Source organism: Pseudomonas ceruminis (genome assembly GCF_021602025.1).
In the GTDB taxonomy this organism is placed as follows: Bacteria; Pseudomonadota; Gammaproteobacteria; order Pseudomonadales; family Pseudomonadaceae; genus Aquipseudomonas; species Aquipseudomonas ceruminis.
The window spans coordinates 1-22437 of record NZ_BQHW01000014.1; the positions used below are offsets into that span (position 1 = coordinate 1).

At 54.6% G+C, this 22437-nt stretch carries 25 protein-coding genes, 2 pseudogenes and 1 riboswitch; of the genes and pseudogenes, 8 read left to right on the forward strand and 19 right to left on the reverse strand.

What is annotated here, in order from left to right; translation table 11 throughout:
- The first annotated feature begins 552 nt into the window (after positions 1 to 552).
- Positions 553 to 614: riboswitch (Fluoride riboswitch) on the forward strand.
- Positions 615 to 752: 138 nt separating this feature from the next.
- From crcB to nhaA, 4 genes are all read left to right on the forward strand, one after another.
- Positions 753 to 1136: a fluoride efflux transporter CrcB gene (gene crcB, locus L6D80_RS16640; protein ID WP_017337059.1), complete on the forward strand. Its 384-nt coding sequence runs from the start codon at positions 753 to 755 to the stop codon at positions 1134 to 1136.
- A gap of 10 nt (positions 1137 to 1146) precedes the next feature.
- Positions 1147 to 1500, forward strand: a complete 354-nt coding sequence (locus tag L6D80_RS16645; protein WP_020191805.1) for a DUF190 domain-containing protein — start codon at positions 1147 to 1149, stop codon at positions 1498 to 1500.
- Between the two features lie 2 nt (positions 1501 to 1502).
- Positions 1503 to 2033, forward strand: a complete 531-nt coding sequence (gene ppa, locus L6D80_RS16650; RefSeq protein WP_042561608.1) for an inorganic diphosphatase — start codon at positions 1503 to 1505, stop codon at positions 2031 to 2033.
- Positions 2034 to 2343: 310 nt separating this feature from the next.
- Positions 2344 to 3546 carry a Na+/H+ antiporter NhaA gene (nhaA, locus tag L6D80_RS16655; RefSeq protein ID WP_176513845.1) on the forward strand — a complete coding sequence of 401 codons (1203 nt, stop codon included), beginning with the start codon at positions 2344 to 2346 and terminating at the stop codon, positions 3544 to 3546.
- A 112-nt stretch (positions 3547 to 3658) separates the two neighbouring features.
- Here nhaA and L6D80_RS16660 read toward each other — a convergent pair whose 3' ends face one another.
- The 8 genes and pseudogenes from L6D80_RS16660 to L6D80_RS16695 form a co-directional block, all read right to left on the reverse strand.
- Positions 3659 to 4192 carry an NUDIX hydrolase gene (locus tag L6D80_RS16660; RefSeq protein WP_020192018.1) on the reverse strand — a complete coding sequence of 178 codons (534 nt, stop codon included), beginning with the start codon at positions 4190 to 4192 and terminating at the stop codon, positions 3659 to 3661.
- Positions 4193 to 4284: 92 nt separating this feature from the next.
- A pseudogene (locus tag L6D80_RS16665) lies at positions 4285 to 4380 on the reverse strand (universal stress protein); the annotation flags it as partial.
- Positions 4377 to 4469: pseudogene (locus L6D80_RS16670) on the reverse strand (arsenate reductase); the annotation flags it as partial. The pseudogenes L6D80_RS16665 and L6D80_RS16670, both read right to left, overlap by 4 nt.
- Before the next feature lie 20 nt (positions 4470 to 4489).
- The gene (gene arsH, locus L6D80_RS16675) at positions 4490 to 5203 is read right to left on the reverse strand and encodes an arsenical resistance protein ArsH (RefSeq protein WP_020192019.1); all 714 of its coding nucleotides are present in this window, start codon (positions 5201 to 5203) and stop codon (positions 4490 to 4492) included.
- A gap of 47 nt (positions 5204 to 5250) precedes the next feature.
- Positions 5251 to 5721 carry an arsenate reductase ArsC gene (locus L6D80_RS16680; protein ID WP_020192020.1) on the reverse strand — a complete coding sequence of 157 codons (471 nt, stop codon included), beginning with the start codon at positions 5719 to 5721 and terminating at the stop codon, positions 5251 to 5253.
- Positions 5722 to 5737: 16 nt separating this feature from the next.
- A complete protein-coding gene (locus L6D80_RS16685; RefSeq protein WP_020192021.1) occupies positions 5738 to 7021 on the reverse strand; it encodes an arsenic transporter in 1284 nt (427 codons plus the stop codon).
- Between the two features lie 25 nt (positions 7022 to 7046).
- Positions 7047 to 7403 (reverse strand): metalloregulator ArsR/SmtB family transcription factor, encoded by a 357-nt coding sequence (locus L6D80_RS16690; protein WP_020192022.1) that lies wholly within the window; start codon positions 7401 to 7403, stop codon positions 7047 to 7049.
- The gene (locus L6D80_RS16695; RefSeq protein WP_020192023.1) at positions 7400 to 7822 is read right to left on the reverse strand and encodes an arsenate reductase ArsC; all 423 of its coding nucleotides are present in this window, start codon (positions 7820 to 7822) and stop codon (positions 7400 to 7402) included. The genes L6D80_RS16690 and L6D80_RS16695 overlap by 4 nt, the downstream gene beginning before the upstream one ends.
- A gap of 140 nt (positions 7823 to 7962) precedes the next feature.
- On the opposite strand from L6D80_RS16695, the gene L6D80_RS16700 reads away from it, so the two are divergent.
- From L6D80_RS16700 to L6D80_RS16710, 3 genes are all read left to right on the forward strand, one after another.
- Positions 7963 to 8328, forward strand: coding sequence for a GNAT family N-acetyltransferase (locus L6D80_RS16700; RefSeq protein WP_020192024.1), 366 nt, complete (start codon positions 7963 to 7965; stop codon positions 8326 to 8328).
- Between the two features lie 212 nt (positions 8329 to 8540).
- A complete protein-coding gene (gene chrA / locus L6D80_RS16705) occupies positions 8541 to 9746 on the forward strand; it encodes a chromate efflux transporter (protein ID WP_020192025.1) in 1206 nt (401 codons plus the stop codon).
- Positions 9747 to 9756: 10 nt separating this feature from the next.
- A complete protein-coding gene (locus tag L6D80_RS16710) occupies positions 9757 to 10062 on the forward strand; it encodes a PadR family transcriptional regulator (RefSeq protein ID WP_020192026.1) in 306 nt (101 codons plus the stop codon).
- 419 nt (positions 10063 to 10481) lie between these two features.
- On the opposite strand, the gene L6D80_RS30350 is transcribed toward L6D80_RS16710, so the two are convergent.
- From L6D80_RS30350 to L6D80_RS16730, 5 genes are all read right to left on the reverse strand, one after another.
- Positions 10482 to 10748 carry an antitoxin Xre/MbcA/ParS toxin-binding domain-containing protein gene (locus L6D80_RS30350; RefSeq protein WP_080574935.1) on the reverse strand — a complete coding sequence of 89 codons (267 nt, stop codon included), beginning with the start codon at positions 10746 to 10748 and terminating at the stop codon, positions 10482 to 10484.
- A 133-nt stretch (positions 10749 to 10881) separates the two neighbouring features.
- Complete coding sequence (locus tag L6D80_RS16715; RefSeq protein ID WP_020192027.1) at positions 10882 to 11511, reverse strand: HAD family hydrolase; 630 nt, start codon at positions 11509 to 11511, stop codon at positions 10882 to 10884.
- 77 nt (positions 11512 to 11588) lie between these two features.
- Positions 11589 to 12086 (reverse strand): hypothetical protein, encoded by a 498-nt coding sequence (locus tag L6D80_RS16720; protein WP_020192028.1) that lies wholly within the window; start codon positions 12084 to 12086, stop codon positions 11589 to 11591.
- A 98-nt stretch (positions 12087 to 12184) separates the two neighbouring features.
- A complete protein-coding gene (locus tag L6D80_RS16725) occupies positions 12185 to 12502 on the reverse strand; it encodes a hypothetical protein (protein WP_020192029.1) in 318 nt (105 codons plus the stop codon).
- A 75-nt stretch (positions 12503 to 12577) separates the two neighbouring features.
- Complete coding sequence (locus L6D80_RS16730; RefSeq protein WP_020192030.1) at positions 12578 to 13312, reverse strand: metallophosphoesterase; 735 nt, start codon at positions 13310 to 13312, stop codon at positions 12578 to 12580.
- 177 nt (positions 13313 to 13489) lie between these two features.
- On the opposite strand from L6D80_RS16730, the gene L6D80_RS16735 reads away from it, so the two are divergent.
- Positions 13490 to 13966 carry a helix-turn-helix domain-containing protein gene (locus L6D80_RS16735; RefSeq protein WP_042561611.1) on the forward strand — a complete coding sequence of 159 codons (477 nt, stop codon included), beginning with the start codon at positions 13490 to 13492 and terminating at the stop codon, positions 13964 to 13966.
- A 52-nt stretch (positions 13967 to 14018) separates the two neighbouring features.
- Here L6D80_RS16735 and L6D80_RS16740 read toward each other — a convergent pair whose 3' ends face one another.
- The 6 genes from L6D80_RS16740 to L6D80_RS16765 form a co-directional block, all read right to left on the reverse strand.
- Positions 14019 to 15215 (reverse strand): hypothetical protein, encoded by a 1197-nt coding sequence (locus L6D80_RS16740; protein ID WP_020190343.1) that lies wholly within the window; start codon positions 15213 to 15215, stop codon positions 14019 to 14021.
- A 133-nt stretch (positions 15216 to 15348) separates the two neighbouring features.
- Positions 15349 to 16182: a thymidylate synthase gene (locus L6D80_RS16745; RefSeq protein ID WP_020190342.1), complete on the reverse strand. Its 834-nt coding sequence runs from the start codon at positions 16180 to 16182 to the stop codon at positions 15349 to 15351.
- The gene (locus tag L6D80_RS16750) at positions 16179 to 16685 is read right to left on the reverse strand and encodes a hypothetical protein (RefSeq protein WP_020190341.1); all 507 of its coding nucleotides are present in this window, start codon (positions 16683 to 16685) and stop codon (positions 16179 to 16181) included. Before L6D80_RS16750 ends, L6D80_RS16745 begins: the two co-directional genes overlap by 4 nt.
- The gene (locus L6D80_RS16755; RefSeq protein ID WP_020190340.1) at positions 16682 to 18763 is read right to left on the reverse strand and encodes a tyrosine-type recombinase/integrase; all 2082 of its coding nucleotides are present in this window, start codon (positions 18761 to 18763) and stop codon (positions 16682 to 16684) included. The genes L6D80_RS16750 and L6D80_RS16755 overlap by 4 nt, the downstream gene beginning before the upstream one ends.
- On the reverse strand, positions 18760 to 21108 hold the full coding sequence (locus tag L6D80_RS16760) for a site-specific integrase (RefSeq protein ID WP_020190339.1): 2349 nt from the start codon (positions 21106 to 21108) through the stop codon (positions 18760 to 18762). Before L6D80_RS16760 ends, L6D80_RS16755 begins: the two co-directional genes overlap by 4 nt.
- Positions 21105 to 22256 carry a tyrosine-type recombinase/integrase gene (locus L6D80_RS16765; protein ID WP_236183057.1) on the reverse strand — a complete coding sequence of 384 codons (1152 nt, stop codon included), beginning with the start codon at positions 22254 to 22256 and terminating at the stop codon, positions 21105 to 21107. Before L6D80_RS16765 ends, L6D80_RS16760 begins: the two co-directional genes overlap by 4 nt.
- Between the last annotated feature and the right edge of the window lie 181 nt (positions 22257 to 22437).

Below are 22437 nucleotides of genomic sequence, written 5' to 3' on the forward strand. Positions count from 1 at the left end.
CTTTCTCGGTCACTTGCTTGACCGCTTCGATCTTGAACTCTTCGGGGTAACGCTGACGACTCATGGCACCTCCTATTTGGGCCTCATTATGAGGCTTGGAGGTGTCTACGAAACCAGGGGCGATTCAAGGGGGGGGTGAAAATAAAATGGACATTGCCGACGAACGGTAAATAAATTGCCTATTTGTCAATCTGAGTTTTCACTCAAAAATCCTCGAAAACCTATAAAAAATGCTTTAAAACAGGCGAAAACGCTAACATTTATGAGTTTCGATTCACCAAATGCGAATTTTGATCGCCTACAACCGCGTCCAGTAGCAGATACATTGGCCATGTCGATCATTTGTAACCGTCCGGCCAACTCACCTTCCTATCCACAATTGCTGGGACAAAAATCAGCAATCCTCCCTGGGTCAATTTTCAATCGGCAGGATGGGTCAGTTTTCAATCAGCGCCAACAATCAAACATCTTGCCTAGCCAAAAGGGCCTTCAGATCGCTTGCATGCAGCTGCTCTTGATGCCTATTGATACCATTGGCGCTGATGCTATAGGATCAGATCAGGAGATGGCATTCCTCCTTTAACCGCCTTCGTGCTGATGATGCCTACGTGAACCCTGGACAGGGTGCGTAGGTGCGTCTCCCTGTCCTCCATTTTAGGACAGGCTATGATCTTATCCTCCGAGTTTCCTTTTTCTTTCGGCGCGAGCCGCTTACCAGTTAGTCCACTCAGGTCTGATGAGGTGGGCTCGCCATGCTGAAGTCTTTAATGGTCATCGCCGTTGGCGCTTCACTTGGAGCCTGGTTGCGCTGGATATTGGGCATGAAACTGAATGCTCTGTTTCCTACGATTCCCCCAGGTACTGTGGTCGCGAACATGGTTGGGGGCTACATCATCGGCCTGGCCATCGCCTTCTTGGCCGCTTCTCCTACCCTCAGTCCAGAGTGGCGTCTCCTGATCATCACGGGTTTCTGTGGTGGGCTTACCACCTTCTCTACATTTTCAGCCGAAACGGTTGCCTTGATTCAGGAAGGCAGACTGGTCTGGGCGCTTGGCTCAATTTCGTTGCACGTTGCAGGCTCGTTAGCGATGACCGCTGCGGGGCTTCTGTCCTACCAAATGATTGGTACTCGCTGAGGAGATAGAAATGAAAGGCTATATGGTCGTTTTCTTCACCCAACAAAACCGTCGTTATCAGGGAAAGATGCTAGGCGAATGGATCGTCGACGTGGCTAAAGAAATGGGGTTGCGAGGCGCCACGCTCTGCACCGGAATCGAAGGGTTTGGGCACACAGGAAAACTGCATTCATCGCACTTTTTTGAGCTGGCGGATCAACCCACGGAGATTCGCTTGGCCATCACGGAAGATGAGGCAGAACGATTGTTCAAACGATTGGACTCTGAGGAAATATCGGTGTTTTTCACGAAGACGCCAGTCGAGATGGGCACCCTTGGAAAAATGCCCTCCAGCTCAACACCCTCCACAACTTCGGAGCTATGAACATGAGCTACGCGGACATCCCAGCTGGCAACGCCATCCCCGATGACTTCTTCACCGTTATAGAGATTCCTGCAAACCACTCGCCGATCAAGTACGAGGTGGACAAGCCAAGTGGGCAGATCTTTGTCGACCGCTTCCTCAGCACACCGATGTTCTATCCAGCCAACTACGGATTTATCCCGAACACGCTGAGCGACGATGGTGATCCGCTGGACGTCCTGGTGGTTTGCCCTTATCCCGTCTCACCTGGTGTTGTCATCCGTAGTCGCCCGGTTGGTGTGATGTACATGACTGACGAAGCCGGAGCGGATGCCAAGGTGATCGCAGTGCCTCACGAGAAACTTAGCTCATTGTACACCGACGTGAATGAGTGCTCAGACCTACCTGCGTTACTCCTCGCACAGATCCAGCACTTCTTCGAAAACTACAAAGCATTGGAGCCGGGTAAGTGGGTGAAGATGGGGCGTTGGGGGAGCGCGGATGAGGCGCGGGAAGAGATTCGCAAGTCGGTAGCGGCGTATATCCCCAAATAGGCTTACTCCAGATTCAAATGCCACTGTCGTAGGATCGCGCTGAGGTGCGTGCATTTATGCTGGGCCTCAGTTGCTTCAATCATCAAATATCCGAGGAGCCACACACCTGTAAAGAAGGATCGATGCTCGCTCGCCTAGTGAGGCTATGTGCTTGGAGCGCGCTCCTGCGTTTCATGAGCGAGCCCGTGCCGGGGAACACACTGACGGCTGATTAAGGCTCGGTGTAAATCGTTACAGGCTATGTGCCCTGCCGTGCTGGTAAACCTCGGATGTTAAAATAATCGCTTTGGATCAAAGCGCAAGGACACTGATGACTCATAGTAGAGCTCCCGCAGAAACCCCTAGAGCAGCCGCGATTCTGGCTCGCTTCCTATCGTCGGAATCCGCTGGCGGTCTTGTACTGATGGGCGCAGCACTCGCGGCCCTAATCGTGGCGAACTCGCCTCTCTCGCAAGGTTATTTTGCCGCCTTGCACAGTGTCTGGTTGGGCATGTCTGTGGAGCATTGGGTCAATGATGGCCTCATGGCCATCTTCTTCCTGATGGTCGGCCTAGAGATCAAAAGAGAGGTTCTGGCAGGTGGGCTTTCCACTTGGGGCCAGCGCGCCCTGCCGGGGTTTGGTGCTTTAGGTGGCATGGTTGTGCCTGCGCTGATCTACATCGCAATCAACTGGGGTAATTCTGAGACTTTGAAGGGGTGGGCTATCCCAGCCGCTACCGACATCGCATTCGCCTTGGGCGTCTTGTCGTTGCTGGGGAAGCGAGTCCCTACGTCGCTGAAGGTCTTCCTCGCCGCCTTGGCGATCATTGACGACCTGGGTGCTGTAGTCATCATTGCCTTTTTCTACACCTCTGGTCTTTCCATGCCGATGTTGCTGGCATCGCTCGCAACCCTGGCCATTCTGATCGCAATGAATCGATTGGGCGTCAGACGATTGTTCCCGTATCTGCTGGTAGGTGGTGTGCTGTGGTTCTTCGTGCTGCAATCGGGAGTGCACGCCACCCTTGCAGGTGTCGCTGTAGCGCTGTGTGTTCCAATGGGTAAGCCTGAAGAAGAAGCCCGGTCTCCACTGCTGTTCCTAGAAGAAAAGCTGCATATGTGGGTAGCGTTCGCTGTGGTGCCGATTTTTGGCTTCGCCAATGCGGGTGTTTCATTGGCCGGTATTTCGATGGAAAACCTAGTCGATCCGGTTCCGCTGGGTGTAGCGCTCGGTCTGTTGGTGGGCAAGCAAGTTGGCATTTTCCTATTAGCTGCTCTGGCCATTCGTATGGGCTTGGCCAAACTGCCGGAAGGCAGCAATTGGGCACAGCTTTACGGCGTTGCGCTCTTGTGTGGCATCGGCTTCACCATGAGCCTGTTCATCGGAAACCTGGCGTTTGCTGGATCAGCTCACCTGATCGACGAAGTAAAAGTCGGTGTGTTGATCGGTTCGACCTTAGCTGCAATCAGTGGAGTCCTGATTTTGCGACGCAGCGCTGGGCCCGCCATTGTCGCCGCCACGGTCTCTAAATAAGCGTAAGCGAGCCGGCCACGGAGTTTCTCCCTGACAGAAATCCTGTGGCTGGAACATCGTCTCGCGAAGTGAGGTCATCGTGCTTTACGCCACAAGCTGCTGAGATAGCCCATCAAAGGCTGATTGGCGGCATCAACTCGGACACAACTTTTTTCAGCATGAACGTTTCGCGCTGAATTGACTGCCCCATCGATGACTCCTGACGCTGCATCACGGCTTCATTATGCGTTATGGCCTCATGCAGGTTGATCCAGACAGGCCGCATACCATTCGCGATTTCGTGGCTTTCCATTCTCACGGGCTCTAGCTGGGGCGCTACTTCGCATTGATAAAAATGCGAGGTCATGTGCATCAGATCGTACTGTGGCTTCCAGTAGGGCCGGTACTCCTCAATGTAACCGTAGTGCTGGAGCACCTGTATTTCACGGGCGCCAGTCTCTTCCTCAAGCTCACGCTTCAAGCCTGTGACAATGTCCTCGTCACCGTCAAGGCCGCCGCCAGGAAAGCTGAAGTCGTTATAGCGCTCGGTAAACAGCAACAGGATCTGCTCATGCCGCATCACGATGCCGCGTGCTGCATGTCGACGGAATACTCTGCCCTGCTTTGATGTGAGCTCGGGGTGAACAATTTCAGTTATGAGTTGCATGTGCTCTCGTTACGGCAAGATCAGTTAGTCATCGCCCAGGGTGGCCACGGCATTTCCGCAGTTCTGGAAATACTGTGGCCAGTGGCACTGGCTCAGCGAAGCAGCAATACGGGAAAAGTGGATGTTCGCAGCATCGTCGTGGTCGTGCTGCCTACCAGAAATTGCCTGATGCGTGAGTGCCCGTAACTGTCGGTTCTTCCCCGCTATTGCGGATCAATTCCAAGGTGTTGCGAGAGGTGCCGCATTCGGGGTTGTGGTAGATCGTGATCTGGCTCATATCGCTTCCTCGTGCTGACGTTAGATGGAGCGCTGGTTGACGCGCTTGGACAGGTCTTCGGCGGACTCTTTACGCTCGGAGTACCGATCAACCAGATAATCCTGGCGATCCCGCAACAGCAGGGTGAATTTCATCAACTCCTCCATCACGTCCACCAGTCGGTCGTAGTACGAGGACGGCTTCATACGGCCTGCTTCATCGAACTCGGTGAACGCCTTGGCCACGGAAGACTGGTTAGGGATGGTAAACATCCGCATCCATCGGCCAAGTACCCGTAGTTGGTTAACCACGTTGAAGGATTGAGAACCACCACAGACCTGCATCACAGCAAGGGTTTTGCCTTGGGTAGGTCGTACAGCGCCCATCGCCAGCGGAACCCAGTCAATTTGGGCTTTGAATACCGCACTCATGGAGCCGTGACGCTCAGGGGAGCACCACACCTGCCCCTCAGACCATTGCATCAGCTCGCGCAGCTCAGCGACCTTGGGATGTGTATCGGGAGCGTCATCCGGCAGCGGGAGACCTGACGGGTCAAAGATCTTGGTTTCGGCGCCAAACTCTTCCAACAAGCGCGCTGCTTCCTGAGTCACCAGCCGGCTGAAAGAGCGCTCTCGCGTCGATCCGTACAAAAGCAGAATTCGAGGCTTATGAAGCGAAGGCGTACGAGGTGCCAGTTGCTCCAACGAAGGAATGTCGATCAGGTCGGCGTGGACGTTCGGCAATGTGTCTTGCATATAAACTCCTACGGCGACGCCAGGTTGGGCACCGCCTCGGTTGATCTCTAAAGTGAACCGATGCGACTCAGTTCAGCTTTCAACTGTTCAGCGCTTATGGTCTTCAGTGGAAGCGCAAGAAATGCGCTCACGCGCTCGTGAATTTTCACGAGTGTGGCTTCAAACGCAGCGGTGATCTCGGCTTCCGACCCGCTAGCCTCAGACGGGTCAGCCAGCCCCCAATGCGCCTTCAAAGCTGGCCCAAAGAAGATTGGGCATGCCTCACCTGCAGCCCGGTCACAGACAGTGATCACGATGTCTGGAGGCGAGCCTTCAAAAGCATCCGAAGCCTTGCTGCTTAAGCCCGCCGTAGAGATACCCGCCGCCTCAAGCGTCTGCAGTGCCCTTTGATTCACCCGGCCACTGGGAAAGCTCCCCGAGCTGACCGCTTCTACGCCTTCAGGCGCCAGGTGATTGAACAGCGCCTCGGACAGGATGCTGCGGCAGCTGTTGTGGGTGCACATGAACAAGACTTTCATCAGAAGATTCCTTGATTCAGAAACTGAGGCGCAATGCCAGGGCAGACAAGGTGGCGACGAGGATAGGCAAGGTCAGCACGATCCCAGTCTTGAAGTAGTAACCCCAACTGATCTTGATGTCCTTCTTGGCCAGCACATGTAGCCACAACAGCGTGGCCAAACTGCCAATTGGGGTGATCTTCGGGCCTAGGTCGCAGCCAATGATGTTGGCGTACACCATCGCTTGCTGAACGACGCCATCCACTTCGGCGGCATGAATGGATAAGGCACCCACCAGAACCGTGGGCATGTTGTTCATGATCGACGACAGCAATGCCGTTAGCATCCCAGTACCCAGGGATGCCCCCCAGACGCCATAACCGGCGAATACGTTCAGAATCTGGGCGATGTGATCAGTCAGGCCCGCGTTCTTAAGGCCATAAACGACCAGATACATACCCAGGGAAAAAATCACCACTTGCCATGGAGCCTCCTTGAGCACCTTGCTTGTGTTGATGGCATGACCACGAGCCGCGATGACATAGAGGACGAATGCGCAGACCGTAGCAATGGCGCTGATTGGCACACCCAGCGGCTCAATGACAAAGAATCCGATCAGGAGTAGTGCCAGCACCCACCAGCCGGCTACGAAAGTGGCGCGGTCGTGAATTGCCTCGTCCGGGTTGTCCAGTTGGTCGAGGTCATAGGTCTTTGGTAAATCTTTGCGGAAAAACCACAGCAGCATGGCTAATGTCGCTGCCACGCTGACGATGTTTACCGGCACCATGATCGAAGCATATTCGTTGAAGCCGATATCGAAGTAGTCGGCAGAAACGATGTTGACCAGGTTGGAAACCACCAGCGGTAAGCTCGCCGTATCGGCGATAAAACCGGCTGCCATGACGAATGCCAACGTAGCAGCAGGAGAAAAACGCAACGCCAGCAACATCGCGATCACAATGGGTGTGAGGATTAACGCTGCTCCGTCATTGGCGAACAGTGCCGACACAGCTGCGCCCAGCAAGACGATGAACGCAAACAACTTACGAGTGCTTCCAGCACCCCACCGCGCTACATGCAACGCAGCCCACTTGAAAAAGCCTGCTTCATCAAGCAGCAGGCTAATGATGATGACTGCGATAAACGTCCCGGTGGCATTCCAGACAATGCGCCAAACCTCTGGTATGTCAGCCAGGGTAACGACGCCTGCCAGCAGCGCCACGATGGCACCCAACGTCGCGCTCCAACCTACCCCGAGCCCCTTGGGTTGCCAGATGACGAGCACGATAGTGGCGATAAAGATCAATACGGCAATCAGCATTTCAGTAATCCGGTTGGGGCGTGAATCAGCTGCACACGCCCTGATTGATAGGGCGGTCGTTCATACCGCACAGGCGTTTAGCCTCGGTTTCCAGCCAATGCTGATTGGCGTCTACGACTTCTTTCAAAACCGCAGTTACCCACGCAGGCAAGTCGGGGTTCAGGCGGTAGTACACCCACTGACCTTGCCGACGATCCATCAACAAACCAGCAGAACGCAGCAGGGCCAAATGACGAGAAATCTTCGGCTGGCTCAGGTCGAGTGCCGCCGTCAGCTCGCAGACACACAGCTCGCCTTCGCTCACGACAAGCAGGGAAATTTTGGCTCGGGTGTCATCCGCCAAGCACTTGAATAACGTGGTGGGGTTCATGGGTTCTGTCATAGATCCTCCAGGTGTTTGGTCTTGACCAAAACGAAGAGCTTGATGCGCTCATGGATGTCGTGGAGCGTGTGGCGAAATGCGCCGGGATCATCGCTCGTTACTGGGTCAGAAAAATCCCAGGCAATGACTTCACCTGCACTGGGCATTGATAGGCACTCGCTGGCGGACTTATCGCAAAGAGTGATGACGTAATCGAATCGATCAGCTTGAAACTCGCTGATGGACTTGCTTCGCAGGCCCGCTGTATCGACTCCAACTGCCTCCAATGCCTGAATCGTGCGCGGATCAATCTCAGACGGTTGGGATCCTGCGCTGAAGGCCTCGAAGCGCGGGTCGGTGTGCCGCAGTAACGCCTCTGCAAGCTGGGAGCGGACTGAGTTGGCAACGCACACGAAAAGAACTTTGATAGCAGGGGTCATGACTGGACTCGATGCATATGGAAAATCGAATATACGCTTTGGCAGATATTCGGTAAAGCGAATATGATGACCGCTGCTCAGGCTTGAGCCATAGCGGTCATGCAAAGCAAGGCATAGGGAATGACAGGGTGGAGACGGAGATGATGATCCAGACAATGCAAATAGCCGGAGGGCAATGGCAGCGCTTTCGCGACGCCTTGGAGTCTGCTGACCTTCCATCAGACGATGTGGATCTTCCGAACCGAACCTTTTTCGAATTCACGCGGGATGGTGAGACTGTTGGGTGGGGAGGGTTTGAAACGCATGGGGCAGATGGATTGCTGCGTTCCCTGGTCGTGGAGCCGGCATACAGATCGACAGGGGTTGGAGCTGAAATGCTTCGAGTCGTTGAAGCAATAGCTGCGAAGCAGGGAAACGCTCGATTTCATTTGCTGACAACAATTGCATCAGGCTTTTTTGAACAGCAGGGATACGCACTAACCAGCGAGACTCTGAGCCGCCTCTGATTGGGAATTGCACCTCACTTGACCAATCGTTTGCATTGCACTTGACCACCTGTTTGCATCGGACTTGACCAGCCAATTGCATTGGATCTGACCACTTGAAGCACGGCGTAAGCCGATCAGAACGAGTTCCATGATGGTCGACCTCAATTATCGATTTACGCTATCGTATATCGATAATTTCATCCAGCCTTGTCAGAGATCAGGTATTGACCATGACTAAAATCACCAAGACTGACCGTAGCCCTTGGGCTGTTTTTTTGATCTTCCTCCGCTTGGGGTTCACCTCCTTCGGCGGCCCAATCGCACACCTGGGCTATTTCCGCGATGAGTTCGTGGTGCGTCGACAATGGTTGAGCGAGCGCAGCTATGCGGATCTTGTCGCCCTTTGCCAGTTCTTACCGGGGCCAGCCAGTAGCCAGGTCGGGATTGCGCTCGGGTTGTCTCGATCCGGCTACGCCGGGGCACTAGCCGCGTGGATGGGATTCACCTTGCCCTCCGCAATCGCCTTGATCCTCTTCGCACTCGGCATCGCCAGTTATGGTGATGCCATGCCTGCTGGCGTGCTGCACGGTCTGAAGGTGGTGGCCGTGGCGGTGGTCGCCCAGGCTGTCTGGGGCATGGCGCGCAATCTTTGTCCCGATGCGCCGCGTATTTCCATCATGGCAGCGGCGACCTGCTTCGTGCTGCTCGTACCCTCTGCCTGGGGGCAAGTGAGTGTCATCATCCTTGCAGCCATCGTCGGCCTGCTGCTATTCAAACCACAGCAGGGCGAGGCCCATGATCCACTACCGATCAGCGTGCGGCGTCGCGTTGGCTTGTTCTGGCTGGCCCTGTTCTTTGCCCTGCTGCTTGGGCTGCCGTTGCTGACAGCTGTGTTCCCGAGCCAGACACTGGCGATGATGGATGCCTTCTACCGCGCCGGCTCGCTGGTATTCGGTGGCGGGCATGTGGTGCTGCCGCTGTTGCAAGCTGAGGTCGTACCAACAGGCTGGGTCGACAACGAAGCATTCCTCGCGGGCTATGGTGCGGCGCAGGCCGTGCCGGGGCCTCTATTCACCTTTGCAGCATTTCTCGGTGCCTCGATGAACCAAGCACCAACTGGCTGGCTTGGCGGGCTGATTTGCCTGCTGGCGATCTTTGCGCCGTCTTTCCTGCTGGTGGTGGGGGCCTTGCCATTCTGGGAGCACCTGCGCCGTAACCTGCGTACGCAGGCAGCACTGCTGGGCATCAATGCGGCCGTGGTCGGCCTGCTGCTTGCTGCTCTCTACCAGCCGGTATGGACGAGTGCGATTCATGGCCCGCAAGACTTTGGCCTGGCCCTCGTGGCACTGGTGGCGTTGATGTTCTGGAAGCTGCCGCCGTGGATGGTCGTGCTGGGCAGCGGTGTCCTGGGCGGGCTGTTGAGCATTGCACTGTGAGATACATCGAGTGACCGACAAAGACCTCTACGGCGGGTTGATCCGCCTGCATATCCTGCACCACGCTGCCGAGGCTCCCATCTTCGGGCTGGCCGTCATCGAGGAGCTGAGCCACCACGGTTACAAGCTCAGCGCGGGCACGCTGTATCCGATGCTGCACGGTTTGGAGAAGAAGGGTTATCTGTGCTCGCACCATGAACGCACTGGGCGCCGCGAGCGACGCATGTATGAGATTACCGATGAAGGCCGAGCCGCGCTGGCAGATGCCAAGGTGAAGGTTAGGGAGTTGTTCGGCGAGTTAATCGAAGGACGCTGATGGTCTTAACCGGAGTGCCTGCGACCAGCTACTTGCTTTCATGACCGCACACTGACCGAAAGCAGTGGCCTATTAGCTACGTACGCTTTTGGCCGACTTCTGCCCGTCAAGGCGTACCCGTGCGCCGGTCAAATTCGATGCAAACAACTGGTCAAGTCGAGTGCAACAGGTGGTCAAGTCCATGCAATTACGCATCTGATCTCACAGACGGAGCAGTTCAGGGGGCTTTGCCCTGGCTCGGCTTGCTACATGTGCAAGGCGTTACCATTCGTCAATGGCTTATAGTCTGCCCACCCGATAGTCTGAAAAGCCAGATCGGAAAAATGTGGCAGTGAAGCTCAGCACACAAGACCACGAATCGCACAGTCTCTGGTGCGGCGGCCCTCACTCGATAGAACGCAACGACAGGCTAGATGGCATTAGGCTCGTATGCCGTGGTCAAGCCGTATAATCTCGTCATGGATAATTGTGAGTCCCATAGGTGTGCACAGCACCCTGCAGGGTGCCTGACGGCCTACACCTACTACAGATCTTACGAGCCATCGCTCCGCCTTCTTTCGGCTTCCAAACACTTCAAGTGCGATTGAGAAGACCTGCTCGTAACGCGTTTCAAAACAGCGATGCCTAGCACTCCAGCAGCCGATCGGGGAGCGAACGCATCGCCCGACAATCCTAAGCTCATTCATGCTTCACCCTCTGGTGATACTGGTCTGGTCGCCGCTCGTACTCTGTGCAGGGGGCATCCCGACAGGGCCACCTCGTGGCGCGGCCCTTTAGCTCAGACGCAACGCTTCCATCGAATTGAAGATCTGCTCCCAGCTACCTATCACTCAGCACTGATTGTGCAAAATGGGAAAGATTGGAAGCCCCGCCTCCATTCCTGCGCAACAGATAACCCTTGATACCAACCTGGCCAGGCCCATCCCGATCACACCTTTCTGAGTCGCCAATCATGACAATCCGCCTCTGACTACTGAGCTCATTTCCTGGCCGAACATCAAGTAGATCGCAGATGTGCTGGTAGATGGTCGCTTGCGGTTTCATAACACCAATGCGATAGCTGAAACCATAGGCCCCAAGGTGCGGGAAAATCCTTTCCACTACGGGGCCGTAAGGCATGGCCAGGTTTGAACACACAGCCAGTCTCAGCCCTGCAGCTTGCAGTAGCCCAACGGCCTCAACCGCGTCTGGATAAGGCCGAATGCTTGCCAGTTCCTCCTCCAGGCATTGGTCGAGAAATGCAAGCTGGGAGGGCGAGATTTTGATACCAAAGTACAGCGCAGCCTCGCTTAGGGAAAGGCAACGGGTCATGATCGCTCGAATGTCATCAGCGCGAGGCAAGCGGCCTTGGCGTCGCCCCTCTCGAAGCAACTGTCGAAACGGATGTGTCGGCTGCTGAATCTCGACCAGCGTTCCGAAGGCGTCAAAGATAACGGCATTGGTCTTCATCTGAGTTTCCTTCGCTGGTCACCGTCCGCAAGACAGCCACTCTAACGAGAATCAAGTTCAACAACCAAAAAACTAAGCTATCGAAGAGTAACGCCAAATTTTGAAAAATCATCCACCAGCGTTTTTCGACCCAGCATTTTCGGAAGCTTGAAGACGTTCCTGTACCCATACCACAAAAACATAGGAATAATGACAAGCCCAACTCCAAAGGTTGCCGTTGCAGCAATAATCCCAGCTGGAACCGCTGCTAGCGAAATAACCACACCCTTTACCAAAGTCGACCTTGCAATAATTCGCAGATCATCCAAGTCGCACTCAACTTTCCCACCAGCCTTCTCAAAAGCGACAACAATTATCGATTTCTTTGAGGCATGCTTATAGTACCAAGTTCGCGGAACATCAGTCGCCAAAGCACCATGCTTCACAAGGTACTTCAGCATCACAACCTCTTTGAAATAGAGAGTAGCGCCGTGCTCATCTTCGTATCTAACACGTCGATAGAGAGCGTCTAGATCACCGCTCCCTTGAGCATCATAGTTCTTAACAGTCAATGTCAGTTTCTTTAACTCGGACATGCTTCCTCCCTTAAACACACATTAACTATTAATGGATTAGATGACGGCGGGGCCTAATTAAGCAGGCTGAGACAGCGGCCTCGACAACGCGGGGGCAATCAAGCGGCGGCAGGCAATCGGCTGACCATGACGTAATGATCGTTGCCTGACACTGTCCGCAATAACGCCATGCCTTCGACCTCCGCTATCACCTCACTAGGGGGTGTGACAATTGTCATCCCATCAGCCAGTTGCCCTGAAAGATCGCCATACACATACGCAACGAAACGATCGCCAACTTCAGCTGCATCTACCAGGTACGCGTCCACTAGTGCACCCCAATCATGGGCCTGCGCGATCGCCAACTTAGCTGACACCAGACTGGGCAGTCGTATTACGCCCTCAACCATCCAGTCCTGGGAATTCAGACAACTCATGGATTCTCCATCACGTTCGAATTTGAAACCTACTCACTTACTGAAAAAGCTAAACGACGGCAGCCCAATCAGTCTTCATACACTGACAACTAGGTCTGGCCGAAAGCCAGTTTCTTCGGTGGGATAACCACGAGGATTACTCACAAACCGAACGCCATTAACCACCTCATCCACAGCTTCGTGGGTATGGCCAAAGATCCATAGATCGATCTTGAAATCCATCAGGCCATCCCAATTGTTTCCATAGGCTGCTCGCAAGTGAGGATCGGCTCCTTGGTCACTCACGAACTTCATAAGGGGCGGATAGTGAGTCACAACTACACGCTTACCGTTGAATGGCAGCGATAGCTGGCCCTCCAACCACTCCTTCGTCTCTCGATTTCTCGCGATCAGATCATCAGGGCGCAAACGCCGATACTGTTCACCGACACGGATTGCGCGAAAGTCATTCAGTGAGTTACGAGCGCACCAAGAAGCAGCTACTGGGTCTCCGGTCGCGGCCAGGCTCGTCCAACCCGTAGCGCAGAGAAACTGCACGTCACGGTGTTCTAAAACCTGATTTTCCAATACGTGGACGTGCGCCTCAGCAGCGTCAAGCAGCTTGCTGTGGGTTCGATCTATATTCCCGCTGTAGTGCTCATGATTGCCCATGGCATATATGACAGGCGTGCTGAAGGTCAGGCTGGCCCACATGGCCCCCCTGGACTTCACGTGGATGTCACCGGCTAATACGACCACGTCACAGTCCACCACAGGGGGGACGAAATCGGCGAACTCACAATGCAGATCAGACAGTATATGAAGCTTCATCCCAAGCCTGCTGACGTCGACTTTCTAATAAATTGATCATTCCCTGGCCCGGTCGCTCGGACGCGGCGAAGCTGCCATCAGTAGGCCCACGATAAACGATGATCGCCATTATTGCTAGCTTTCGATATTTATCGACGCATGGCGCTGTGGCCCTATTCTTCGTTTTGAGCGCTCAGCATGCAGAACGAGATAGCAGCAATAGTCCGAGCTCTGCGCGACCTGAGAGGATCAGCTCAGGAGGAGCTTGCCGAGATCAGTTCCCAAGCCAATCTGTCACGATTGGAGCAAGGGAAAACGCAGGTCTCTTTGGTCAAGCTGAGCAAGATCGCGCGCACCCTGGATTTCGACCTCGTGGCTCTCGTCGCGCTATGTCAGGCCCTCCAGGATGGGTCATCACCTATCGATGTCATGGCGAAGGCTTCAAAGGACTTGGAAGGCTTCGTAGCCCAGGGAGGGTTGCAGGGCCTGAAGAGGCATTGGGACGCTGGTGAAGGGCTGGTGAAGCGCACGCGAGGCAAACCCAGCAGCCCAGATCGAATCCGGGCAGTACTAGAGCTCAAGGCCAGTGGCATGTCGAAGGCGGAGGTGGGTCGAGCGCTGGGGTTGCCTGAAGCGACTGTCAGGCGTTACTGGCTCAAAGAACTGCCTGGCTAGAAAGGGAGTTGTGGGGTGAGAGCAGAGAAGCTCTCCACTTTTCCAATTCGATTTAGCGCGGCGGCAGATCCGTGAAGCGCAGCCGGGGATAGATACGCCTTTCCTCAGCGCATTTGGAAATCTGCAAGAACGCTGACAGCAGTGCATCTTCCGAAGGGCAGTGGCGGGTCATGACCTCGAACTCGTTGTAATCGAAGGCTAGGACGCGAATTCCGACCTCATCCATGAATTTCAAAATCATGGCGCTGTATTCATCGTAGTTGTCGATAAAAAGCTCTCTGACCACGACAACTCCCACCAGGGGGCGTGCAGCAAGATCAATGTCCAAGGGCGTGCCGTCCACAAGCGCTAAGGCTGGATTGCCTTCTCGCCTGATCGTTGAGATGGCGCCACGTAGTTGCTGCAGGCCGTTCTTCAACTGACTTATGGCCTTCTTTCGCTTTCTCTCAAGCGTTGTGTTCATCATTGCTGGCGTATTGGGACTGTCCTTCGCCTGCAGCAGCAAAGTCACTTCATCGCCCATCACCACTACGTCAGCCAGCTCCTCGCCATCGGAAACCTTCAAGGGGCCATGGATGATCCGCTCGGAGGTGTATGCGCGCTGGAGAAGATAGATGATGTCCAACTCCTGAAACGTGCCCGGCTCAGTGCGCTCTAACTGCGTATTGGAGAAGCCTTGGGAGCCTCGAAAGTCCTGGCGGGTCAGGTCGGTGATCAAATAGTCCGAGGGGAACAGATCTTCCTGCAGGAACACCGTTGTGGCACGAGCGTCGTCCTCATAGGTCGTGAGGCTGAACCATCTTTCCGCCTGCTCATACATCTTGGGCCAGTGATCTGCTCCAATGGGGCTGAGTGTACCGAGCTCCTTGCGGAGCTGACCAAGCTTCGCCTGGGCCTTACAACTGAACAGCTCGCGGTTGTGCTCGTCGAAAAAGCACACACTGAATTCGTCAGGGAAGCTCTGCAGTGCCTCTGTGAGAGGGTCACCAGGGATGAGTGGGGTTTTGATCAATAGCGGACTTTGTGGGTCATCAAAGCAGGCTGTGAGAAGCGTAAGCCCCGTCGTTTCGCCTGCCTTGTATGGCGCAAGGTAAAGCTTCAATTCACGCCTTTGCTGAGCGGCCAAGATCAGCTCTTTCCCTGCCTTGATTACCAGCACGAAGCCTTCAGGGCCTTCAACGATCCATAATCCACGGGCTAAGACAGCGATTTGCTGAAGCGCTTGTGGCTTCATGATCGTGAGGTACATTTGAACTCCTTGGCGGTTGCCTGATTGCGTCCTGCAAAACCCGAAGCCTAAAGCGATGAGGCGAGGCCTATGCTTACCATTCAAAATTCCCATCCTGGCCAACCAAAATTTGGCTAGCCAGGCATCGACTCAGTTAGATCGATACAGGAGCAGGAATATGAGGATGTGGGTCATAGCCCACAATCTCAAAGTCCTCAAACTTGTAATCGTAAATGCTGTCCGGCTTGCGCTTGAACTGCAACTTAGGCAGAGGGCGCGGATCACGAGTCAGTTGCAGGTTAACTTGCTCAATATGATTCAAGTAAATATGCGCATCACCCATTGTAACTACAACCTCGCCAACTCCCAAATCGCACTGCTGCGCCAACATATGAGTTAAAAAACTAACCCCTGCTAGGTTATAGGGATTTCCGAGCAATAAGTCTGACGACCGAATGTATAGATGCGCCGACAACTTATTGTTGGCTACATAGAACTGATAGAGCAAATGGCATGGTGGCAATGCCATCTTCCCATTCCGGGCATTCTCTTGTGGACTCACCGATTCATCAGGAAGGTACTCGACGTTCCATCCATGGAAGAGAATCCGACGACTGTTTGGGTTAGTCTTGAGCGTATGAACGACGTAGTCGATTTGATTGATGGCCTTGCCGTCCTGGGTAGGCCAGGCCGTCCACTGCTTGCCGTAGATCGGGCCGAGGTCACCGTCTTCAGTTGCCCACTCATCCCAGATGCTGACACCATGCTCCTTCAGCCATTTGGTATTCGTGTCACCATTCAGGAACCAGATCATCTCGTTGATGATGCTCTTGAAATGCAGCTTCTTGGTGGTGAGGAGCGGGAAGCCATCCTCCAGGTTGTGGCGGAACTGGCGACCGAAGACACTCAGCGTGCCGGTGCCGGTGCGATCGCCTTTCTCGACGCCATTCTCTAGCACGTCGGCCAGCAAATCGTGGTACATCTTCATTTCGGTTCCTCAAGGTTCGCGCTGACCAAATCCAGTGCGTCACGCAATTTCAAAATTTCAGTATCTTGCTCTTTGATCTTCTGACGCAGCTCATCTGCGAGCTGGAGGTAGTAGTCCCTAGACTCGCGGACAGTGTCCAATCTCTTGTCGAGCGTGGCACAAGAGTTCTCAGAATCCTGATACCTATTGAACCAATAAAGCACTTCCAATCGACTCTTTTCAAGGCGTTGCATCAGAATCGTCTTGGGATCCTGCTTCTTCTCAGCCTTGACCCTCTGAGCGAGCACTGCAATGCGGCGGTTGTCCTTGATCGCCTCAAGCCGCTGCGCCGGGAAGTCGCGCTGTCGGATAGTGTTGCGATGAATGCCTGTGATGCGGCTCAGCTCCGCCATCGTCGGCTTCAGTTTCGGATCAGAGGCAATCTGCATAAGCCCCTGAGCCAGCAGCTCAGTGTTCCGGTCGTAGTCGAGCTTATTCTTGGCATCAAACGCCTGGACTGTCATACCTCGACCTCCTCACCCAGATGCTCCAACACACCCTTGGCTTCCTCCATCGCCGCTCGCAACTCCTCCTCAGAGCCTGCTGAGTTCGGAGAGCTCAAGGCCAAGCTGTTCTGCACATAGATCTCCCGCCATTTAGGAGCGTGAGCCTTGGTGACCACGGCGTTTTTGCACCGATTCGGATTGCAACGCAGCGATCCGATGCAGGGCAGAGACTCGTCAAATACCTCACGTTGACCGCCATAACAGAAGCCTTGTCCCACGTTGATGATCGCCATGCGCTTCTTGGCCATCTGGGCGATGATTTGCTCTTTGGTGTAGCCAGCCGCCATGTACCCGCTGAACACCTTTTTCATCCGCGCCTTGTGGCTCTCCGCATTGGGGCCGGCGTAGTTTCCGTCGGGATCGCAGTAGCTCTGGATGTACTCCTCCTCTGCCATTTGCGTCGGCGTCTTGCTAGATGAACGCCCACCCTTGGACAAGATCTCAGCGATCGCTCCGTACCCAAGCGTCACCGCACTGAACGCCTTGTTCTGGCCAGCACCACCGATAAGGTCACCGAAGTGCTTTAGCTGGTGAGAGATGAATGGGAGCCCAAGCTCAGCCCTGGCCATCTGGTAAGCCAGGGTGTGTCGCAACGTGTAAGGCGAGAATTCCAGCGACTCGAACTCCTCGTCCGTCAGAATATCCTCGAAGAAAGCTCTGAACTGGTGAGTGATTCCAAGCGAGGACATTGAGTTTGGTTCGGCGTCCTGCGCGACAGTATCCACATTGGAGAACAGGTAAGGATTCTGCTTTACCTTAGCGATGAGGCAAGCGGCACGGATGGCGTCACGCACAATCGGAATCGCGATCCACTTGTCGTCGAACAGCTTGGCCAAGCCTTGGCGATGCTTGATCACGTTGCTGATCAGCAACCAGTAGTCGCTCTCTTGCTCCATGCACGACTCGACTAGGATCTCGGAGAGCTCTGAGGGCCGCATGCCGGTGTACTGCGCCACGAGATAGCAGGCACTGTACGAGACGAAATTGATGTACCTACGGAAATCATCGTCCAGTTTGGAATCTGAGAGCTTGAGTAACGTTTCGGTCGCCTTAAAATCATGTCGACCAGAGCCAGATTGGAACGTAGATGGAATGCAGCCAAAAGCTGCGGACAGTGCATTCGCCATCGCACCGGAGTCATAGCCTTTTCTCCGCAGCCTCAGCGCTACGTACAACTCGAAATTGTAACGCGACAGCTCTTGAGCGTTGGCTAACGAGTAGCCGCTAGCGTTTTGGCGGGTAAGGGCAACCAGGTCATCCACAGGCTCCCCCAGAGTGCTTAGGAAGTCGACCACTGCGAACGACGCCTCGCGAGAAGCCTTCTCGAACACATCGTTCGGCAGAATACGGTATGTGCGCTCAGAATCAGGGACGTGCTTGAGTACCTTGGCCCAGGCGAGCGATTCCAGCTGAACGTAAGGCAGTGGCTCTTCGAAAATCTGCTCCTCGAAAAATGGCGACCTGACCAAGGTAAAGAACTTCTTGAGATCAGGGCCAAAGGCGTAGGGATGAATGAGCGCTGCCTCCCGGTACATACCCGCATCAAAGTACGTCAGACCATGGTGTCCAACCTCGAAGAACTCATCCGTCATCAGCTGGCGCGCCTGCCCCGACATCGTATCCAGGAAGCTCAATCCAGCCTTCATGCATGAAATGGCGGTGTTGGCTTTGATGTTCCTTGGCGAGGCAAACGAGCGCGTTGCCGCTGGCATCTTCAGCCAGCAATACAGGGCCACCTTGACCTCCAAGACCGCCGACTGGTTGAGCAATGGGTACGAGTCAAAATTGAGCCGTAGCTTGGCTCCTTGGACATTCCTGGCGGCGTTCGGATGATCGTCATTGAAGTCCCAGACGGCGTCGCCCAAGACGGATGTCTTACTGACAGGCAACGCCATCAGCGCCTGGTACCAAGAGAGTGCTTCCAGCGACACAGGAGTCGGATCGGCGATGTTTCTGCGCAACTCAAGCAGCAGGGTGTGAGCAGTTGTACGCCACTGTTTGTACGCAGCGAGTTCAGGGATCAGAGCATGGTTCATAGCGTTACTCCCTCGGTCAAAACACTGACCTGCAGGTTTTCAGAGAGGCGCTCAGCCTTGGTCAGCTCTTCTGCGGAAAAGTCCGATGTCTCAGGATCTAGAAGGTTGTTTAGCACATCAAGGTTGTCCAGGATGACGGCTCCGTAGGGCGTATCGAGCACCCGGTTGACTTCAATCATCCTTTGGTAGTCACGCCGCATGGCGAAGAGCTCCGGCAGGTGCGATACCGTGATGATGCTGTTGCTGCATGAAAGGCACATGTTGAACAGCGTGCAGGGCTTGCTGGGGTCATAGCTTGCCAACGCCTTGATGAAAGCAGGTGGGTCAAAAACGTTCATGCATGTGGCAAGGCCAGAACGCAGTGGCATCGCCTCGGGCGTGGGCTCGATAGTCTTGGTCGGGATCAGCTTCGGAGCCTCCTCTAACGTGTCTTGCTGCATTTCATGGAGAACCTTATTCAGCATTCGGCGCGCCATGGGGTTGAAGTCCATCTGATCCAGATAGGCCATGGTGGTGCTTAGGCTCTTATGCCCCAGGAGAACCTGGATCTCACGTGGAGAGACGCCGCGCTCGATCAGTTCGCTTACGAAGCTAGGTCGGAAACGTGACGGTGAGAGCTTGAGAGGATTACCATCTTCGTCAAGCAGCCCGTGATCCTGAGAGAACTTGTCCAGGGTCTTATTGAGCTGGTTGCCACCTGAGTTCTCAAAGGAATCTACAACCCCGTATTTCCTGGGAGAGCTTGAGCGGTAAATGAAGAGCTTGTTCTGGGCTTCGACAGGCGCACTCAAGCGAATCTCACGGGTCAGGTGCTTCACATCGTCAAAGATTTTCTTGACCACACGGCCTTGAGAGGTGGTCAGCCAAGAGATCTCCGCATGGAAGATATCTAGATGAAGCATCTTCGCGCCTTCAGAACGCTCTTTCCAATACAGCAAGCAAGGCCGATCCGTTAAGTCATGGCGCTCAATGAAATCATCCAGCTCCAGTCCCAGCAGCGAGTCAGCATTCATCCCGGTAACTTGGGCAAGCCGAGCGATGTACGGCGCAATGACTCGACCATCAACCTGATACTGCACGCCCCAGCTTTTATAAACCTCGAAGATCGAAATTGGCGAAGCCGAGATAATCGACATAAACGCCCGTTGATAAAGGTCGTTTTTATCTACGGATTCGAAGTTTAGGGGCTTGCAGTTGAGTTTGTTCTCAAAAATCCACCGTGCGTTATCCAGAGTGTTAAAGCCTCGGCGTACTCTTCCGTCAGCGTTCAGCGGATCTTCCCCTACCTGGCTTGGAACGTAAGCCTGGGCCAAGCGATTGGTTTCATCAATTTCTTGCTCAATGACCTGCGAAATACGGTTTCGGACAGCCTGGGGATAAGGCTTGTACTGGTCAGTTTCACGCTCAGCATCGAAGCCTGTAGCTGCGACGTAGCTGCTCAGCCCGAGACCCTCGATTTGGACTGCGCGCGCCATCATTTTCCGAGCAGAGCTCATCATCGAACTGCTGTGGCTGGTCGACAGCGAACGCTCCAAGATCTTTTCCTGGAGATATCCCCTGAACTTGGGGAGGGAATACGGGGTTACGAGCTCCCTAATGTCCTCCAAGCCTGTGTAGTTGGCATCCTTGAGATAGGCTCGGAAGTTTTTGAAAGCCTCAATGAAATTCGACTGCCCTGACGCACTACTGCTCTTCATTGATGAAGCACTGAAGAGGTGCAGCAGGTGCTGGAAGGGGCGCTCCGGTTCCGGGCTTACGAGGTCGGACAGGCGATGGATGCGGACTGAGCGCAAAGCGTTGAAGCCGTCTCGCAATGACTCAGTCTTTTCGACTACCGTCTTCGAGGCGATACGCTGCTCGACGGTTTGATAGTTAGGGTCAAGAACACCAAGCTTGCGAAGATCATCGAGAATCTCCTCAAACGTGATCCGCACCAGTTCGAAGCTCGCCCTGGCTGATTTGAAGCCAGCCAATTCAGGAATCTCGCTCATGAAGCCACGATCCCTGATGGTATTGGCAGCCACTGGAATCGCCAGCTTCTCCTCCATAGACATGCCTTCGTACCAGGCAAGCAGCCTACGGCGCCAATCGCAGGCGCCAGACGGATGGCCAGGTACGATAATTCCTTCGGCGCGCATCGCCTCGAAGATCGGCTCAAAGCTTGAGACGCGCTTTGAGATCGTACCTGGGTTCAGATTAGTCTGTTCGATGAGGTATTTAGGAGCCACCGCCAACTCGTCCCCCCTGCTCAGACATACCTTCAGCAACGACTCCCGATCATCAGTGGCGCGGGCCACAAATGACTCAATGACGGCGTCTGCCTGAGCGCTAGTCAACCGACTCATTTCATATCTCCCGCATCAATTTTCAGGCGCGTCTGCTGGGAAAGCTCAGCCATCTCGCCTGCTTTCGTCTTGGTTTCAGTTCCGGGGCGTACGAGCTTCTGGTAGAGGTCGTAGGGGATCTGGGTATAGGTTTCCGACGTGCTGAGGCGCGAGTGACCAAGCGTCTTCTGCACGCTCACTAGCCGGTCAAGGTAATCACTACCAATGTCTGGCGTTCTCAACAGGGCATAAGCATTCCCGTGCCTCAACTTGTGGGGAGAGATCATCCTGTCGATTTTCAGCAGGTTCAGCGCTCGCTCGGATGTGCGCTCCAAGAGCTTGGAGATCGAGCGAGGGGTGTACTCACCCCCTTCCGCATTCAGGAAAGCAGGGGTGTTCTCAGCCCCCTTGAATTGACGCTTAGTCATTTTGTACAGCGGCGAAGCATGGTACTTCTTGATGCGCAGCAGCGTGGCGCGGCTGACCAACGTCTGGCGGGGCTTAAATGAGTCCGCAGGGCCTTTGCTTCCATCAATATGCAGCGGGCAGTAGTCCGCGTTTACCGGTTCTGAAACACCAGGCGAGATGAACAACGTGTCCTGGAATCGAAGGGCATCATCAATGGCCTTGAGGGTCACTCGCGGGACTTCTGAGCGGCGCACGCCTGCGTCGTACATGAACTGGAGCAAGCAGCGCTCACGCTCACTCTGCGTAGCCAGGATGAGCTCTCTGAGATCATTCAGGGAACAAGCCACTACCAAGCTCTTGTTGGGACGGGGGGACAGGTAGCCGGCAGTGTAGGGGTTAGGCGCGGTACGAGGCGCGGGTGCGTCGTCCACTCCCCGGCATAGAGAATCATTGAAAAACGCCATCAAAGACGAATCCCGGTTGCGCACCGTCTTCTTGGAAAGCTCCTCGTCCTCGCGCAGGTGAGCGAAGTACTCCTCGATCACGTGGGTGCGGATTTCCAAGAACGCCGAGTCACGCTCGCAATCACGAAACTCACGGCGGTTCGTCAGGTACTCGCAGGTGTACCCAAGGTTGCGACCATAGGTGATGGCCGTCTGCTGGGATATATAGGCTTTCTGAAGCGCGTGGGATAGGTAACCCGAAATCAAAGGCATGAGGCGCTCATCATCATCAAAGACGGCTGTCCCTGTGACGTTCACGGCTTCCTGAATTGGGGATTCTTCGGATGAGTCGTCCCGCCTGGTTGGGGACTCTCTGAAATCTAGGGGGGCGCCCCTAACTGCGATGACCTTCACGGCTTCCTCTCTCTTCAAAGCGGCCCGTACTATACACAATGTGCATTTCGTATTGGGGCACAATAAATGAGCTTGGAAGGTAAAG

What these genes read in the sequence shown, in the direction of transcription:
- crcB (WP_017337059.1), top strand. Translation starts at nt 753, where the DNA reads ATGCTGAAGTCTTTAATGGTCATCGCCGTTGGCGCTTCACTTGGAGCC.
- L6D80_RS16645 (WP_020191805.1), top strand. Translation starts at nt 1,147, where the DNA reads ATGAAAGGCTATATGGTCGTTTTCTTCACCCAACAAAACCGTCGTTAT.
- ppa (WP_042561608.1), top strand. Translation starts at nt 1,503, where the DNA reads ATGAGCTACGCGGACATCCCAGCTGGCAACGCCATCCCCGATGACTTC.
- nhaA (WP_176513845.1), top strand. Translation starts at nt 2,344, where the DNA reads ATGACTCATAGTAGAGCTCCCGCAGAAACCCCTAGAGCAGCCGCGATT.
- L6D80_RS16660 (WP_020192018.1), bottom strand. Translation starts at nt 4,192, where the DNA reads ATGCAACTCATAACTGAAATTGTTCACCCCGAGCTCACATCAAAGCAG.
- arsH (WP_020192019.1), bottom strand. Translation starts at nt 5,203, where the DNA reads ATGCAAGACACATTGCCGAACGTCCACGCCGACCTGATCGACATTCCT.
- L6D80_RS16680 (WP_020192020.1), bottom strand. Translation starts at nt 5,721, where the DNA reads ATGAAAGTCTTGTTCATGTGCACCCACAACAGCTGCCGCAGCATCCTG.
- L6D80_RS16685 (WP_020192021.1), bottom strand. Translation starts at nt 7,021, where the DNA reads ATGCTGATTGCCGTATTGATCTTTATCGCCACTATCGTGCTCGTCATC.
- L6D80_RS16690 (WP_020192022.1), bottom strand. Translation starts at nt 7,403, where the DNA reads ATGACAGAACCCATGAACCCCACCACGTTATTCAAGTGCTTGGCGGAT.
- L6D80_RS16695 (WP_020192023.1), bottom strand. Translation starts at nt 7,822, where the DNA reads ATGACCCCTGCTATCAAAGTTCTTTTCGTGTGCGTTGCCAACTCAGTC.
- L6D80_RS16700 (WP_020192024.1), top strand. Translation starts at nt 7,963, where the DNA reads ATGATGATCCAGACAATGCAAATAGCCGGAGGGCAATGGCAGCGCTTT.
- chrA (WP_020192025.1), top strand. Translation starts at nt 8,541, where the DNA reads ATGACTAAAATCACCAAGACTGACCGTAGCCCTTGGGCTGTTTTTTTG.
- L6D80_RS30350 (WP_080574935.1), bottom strand. Translation starts at nt 10,748, where the DNA reads ATGAATGAGCTTAGGATTGTCGGGCGATGCGTTCGCTCCCCGATCGGC.
- L6D80_RS16715 (WP_020192027.1), bottom strand. Translation starts at nt 11,511, where the DNA reads ATGAAGACCAATGCCGTTATCTTTGACGCCTTCGGAACGCTGGTCGAG.
- L6D80_RS16720 (WP_020192028.1), bottom strand. Translation starts at nt 12,086, where the DNA reads ATGTCCGAGTTAAAGAAACTGACATTGACTGTTAAGAACTATGATGCT.
- L6D80_RS16725 (WP_020192029.1), bottom strand. Translation starts at nt 12,502, where the DNA reads ATGAGTTGTCTGAATTCCCAGGACTGGATGGTTGAGGGCGTAATACGA.
- L6D80_RS16730 (WP_020192030.1), bottom strand. Translation starts at nt 13,312, where the DNA reads ATGAAGCTTCATATACTGTCTGATCTGCATTGTGAGTTCGCCGATTTC.
- L6D80_RS16735 (WP_042561611.1), top strand. Translation starts at nt 13,490, where the DNA reads ATGCAGAACGAGATAGCAGCAATAGTCCGAGCTCTGCGCGACCTGAGA.
- L6D80_RS16740 (WP_020190343.1), bottom strand. Translation starts at nt 15,215, where the DNA reads ATGTACCTCACGATCATGAAGCCACAAGCGCTTCAGCAAATCGCTGTC.
- L6D80_RS16745 (WP_020190342.1), bottom strand. Translation starts at nt 16,182, where the DNA reads ATGAAGATGTACCACGATTTGCTGGCCGACGTGCTAGAGAATGGCGTC.
- L6D80_RS16750 (WP_020190341.1), bottom strand. Translation starts at nt 16,685, where the DNA reads ATGACAGTCCAGGCGTTTGATGCCAAGAATAAGCTCGACTACGACCGG.
- L6D80_RS16755 (WP_020190340.1), bottom strand. Translation starts at nt 18,763, where the DNA reads ATGAACCATGCTCTGATCCCTGAACTCGCTGCGTACAAACAGTGGCGT.
- L6D80_RS16760 (WP_020190339.1), bottom strand. Translation starts at nt 21,108, where the DNA reads ATGAGTCGGTTGACTAGCGCTCAGGCAGACGCCGTCATTGAGTCATTT.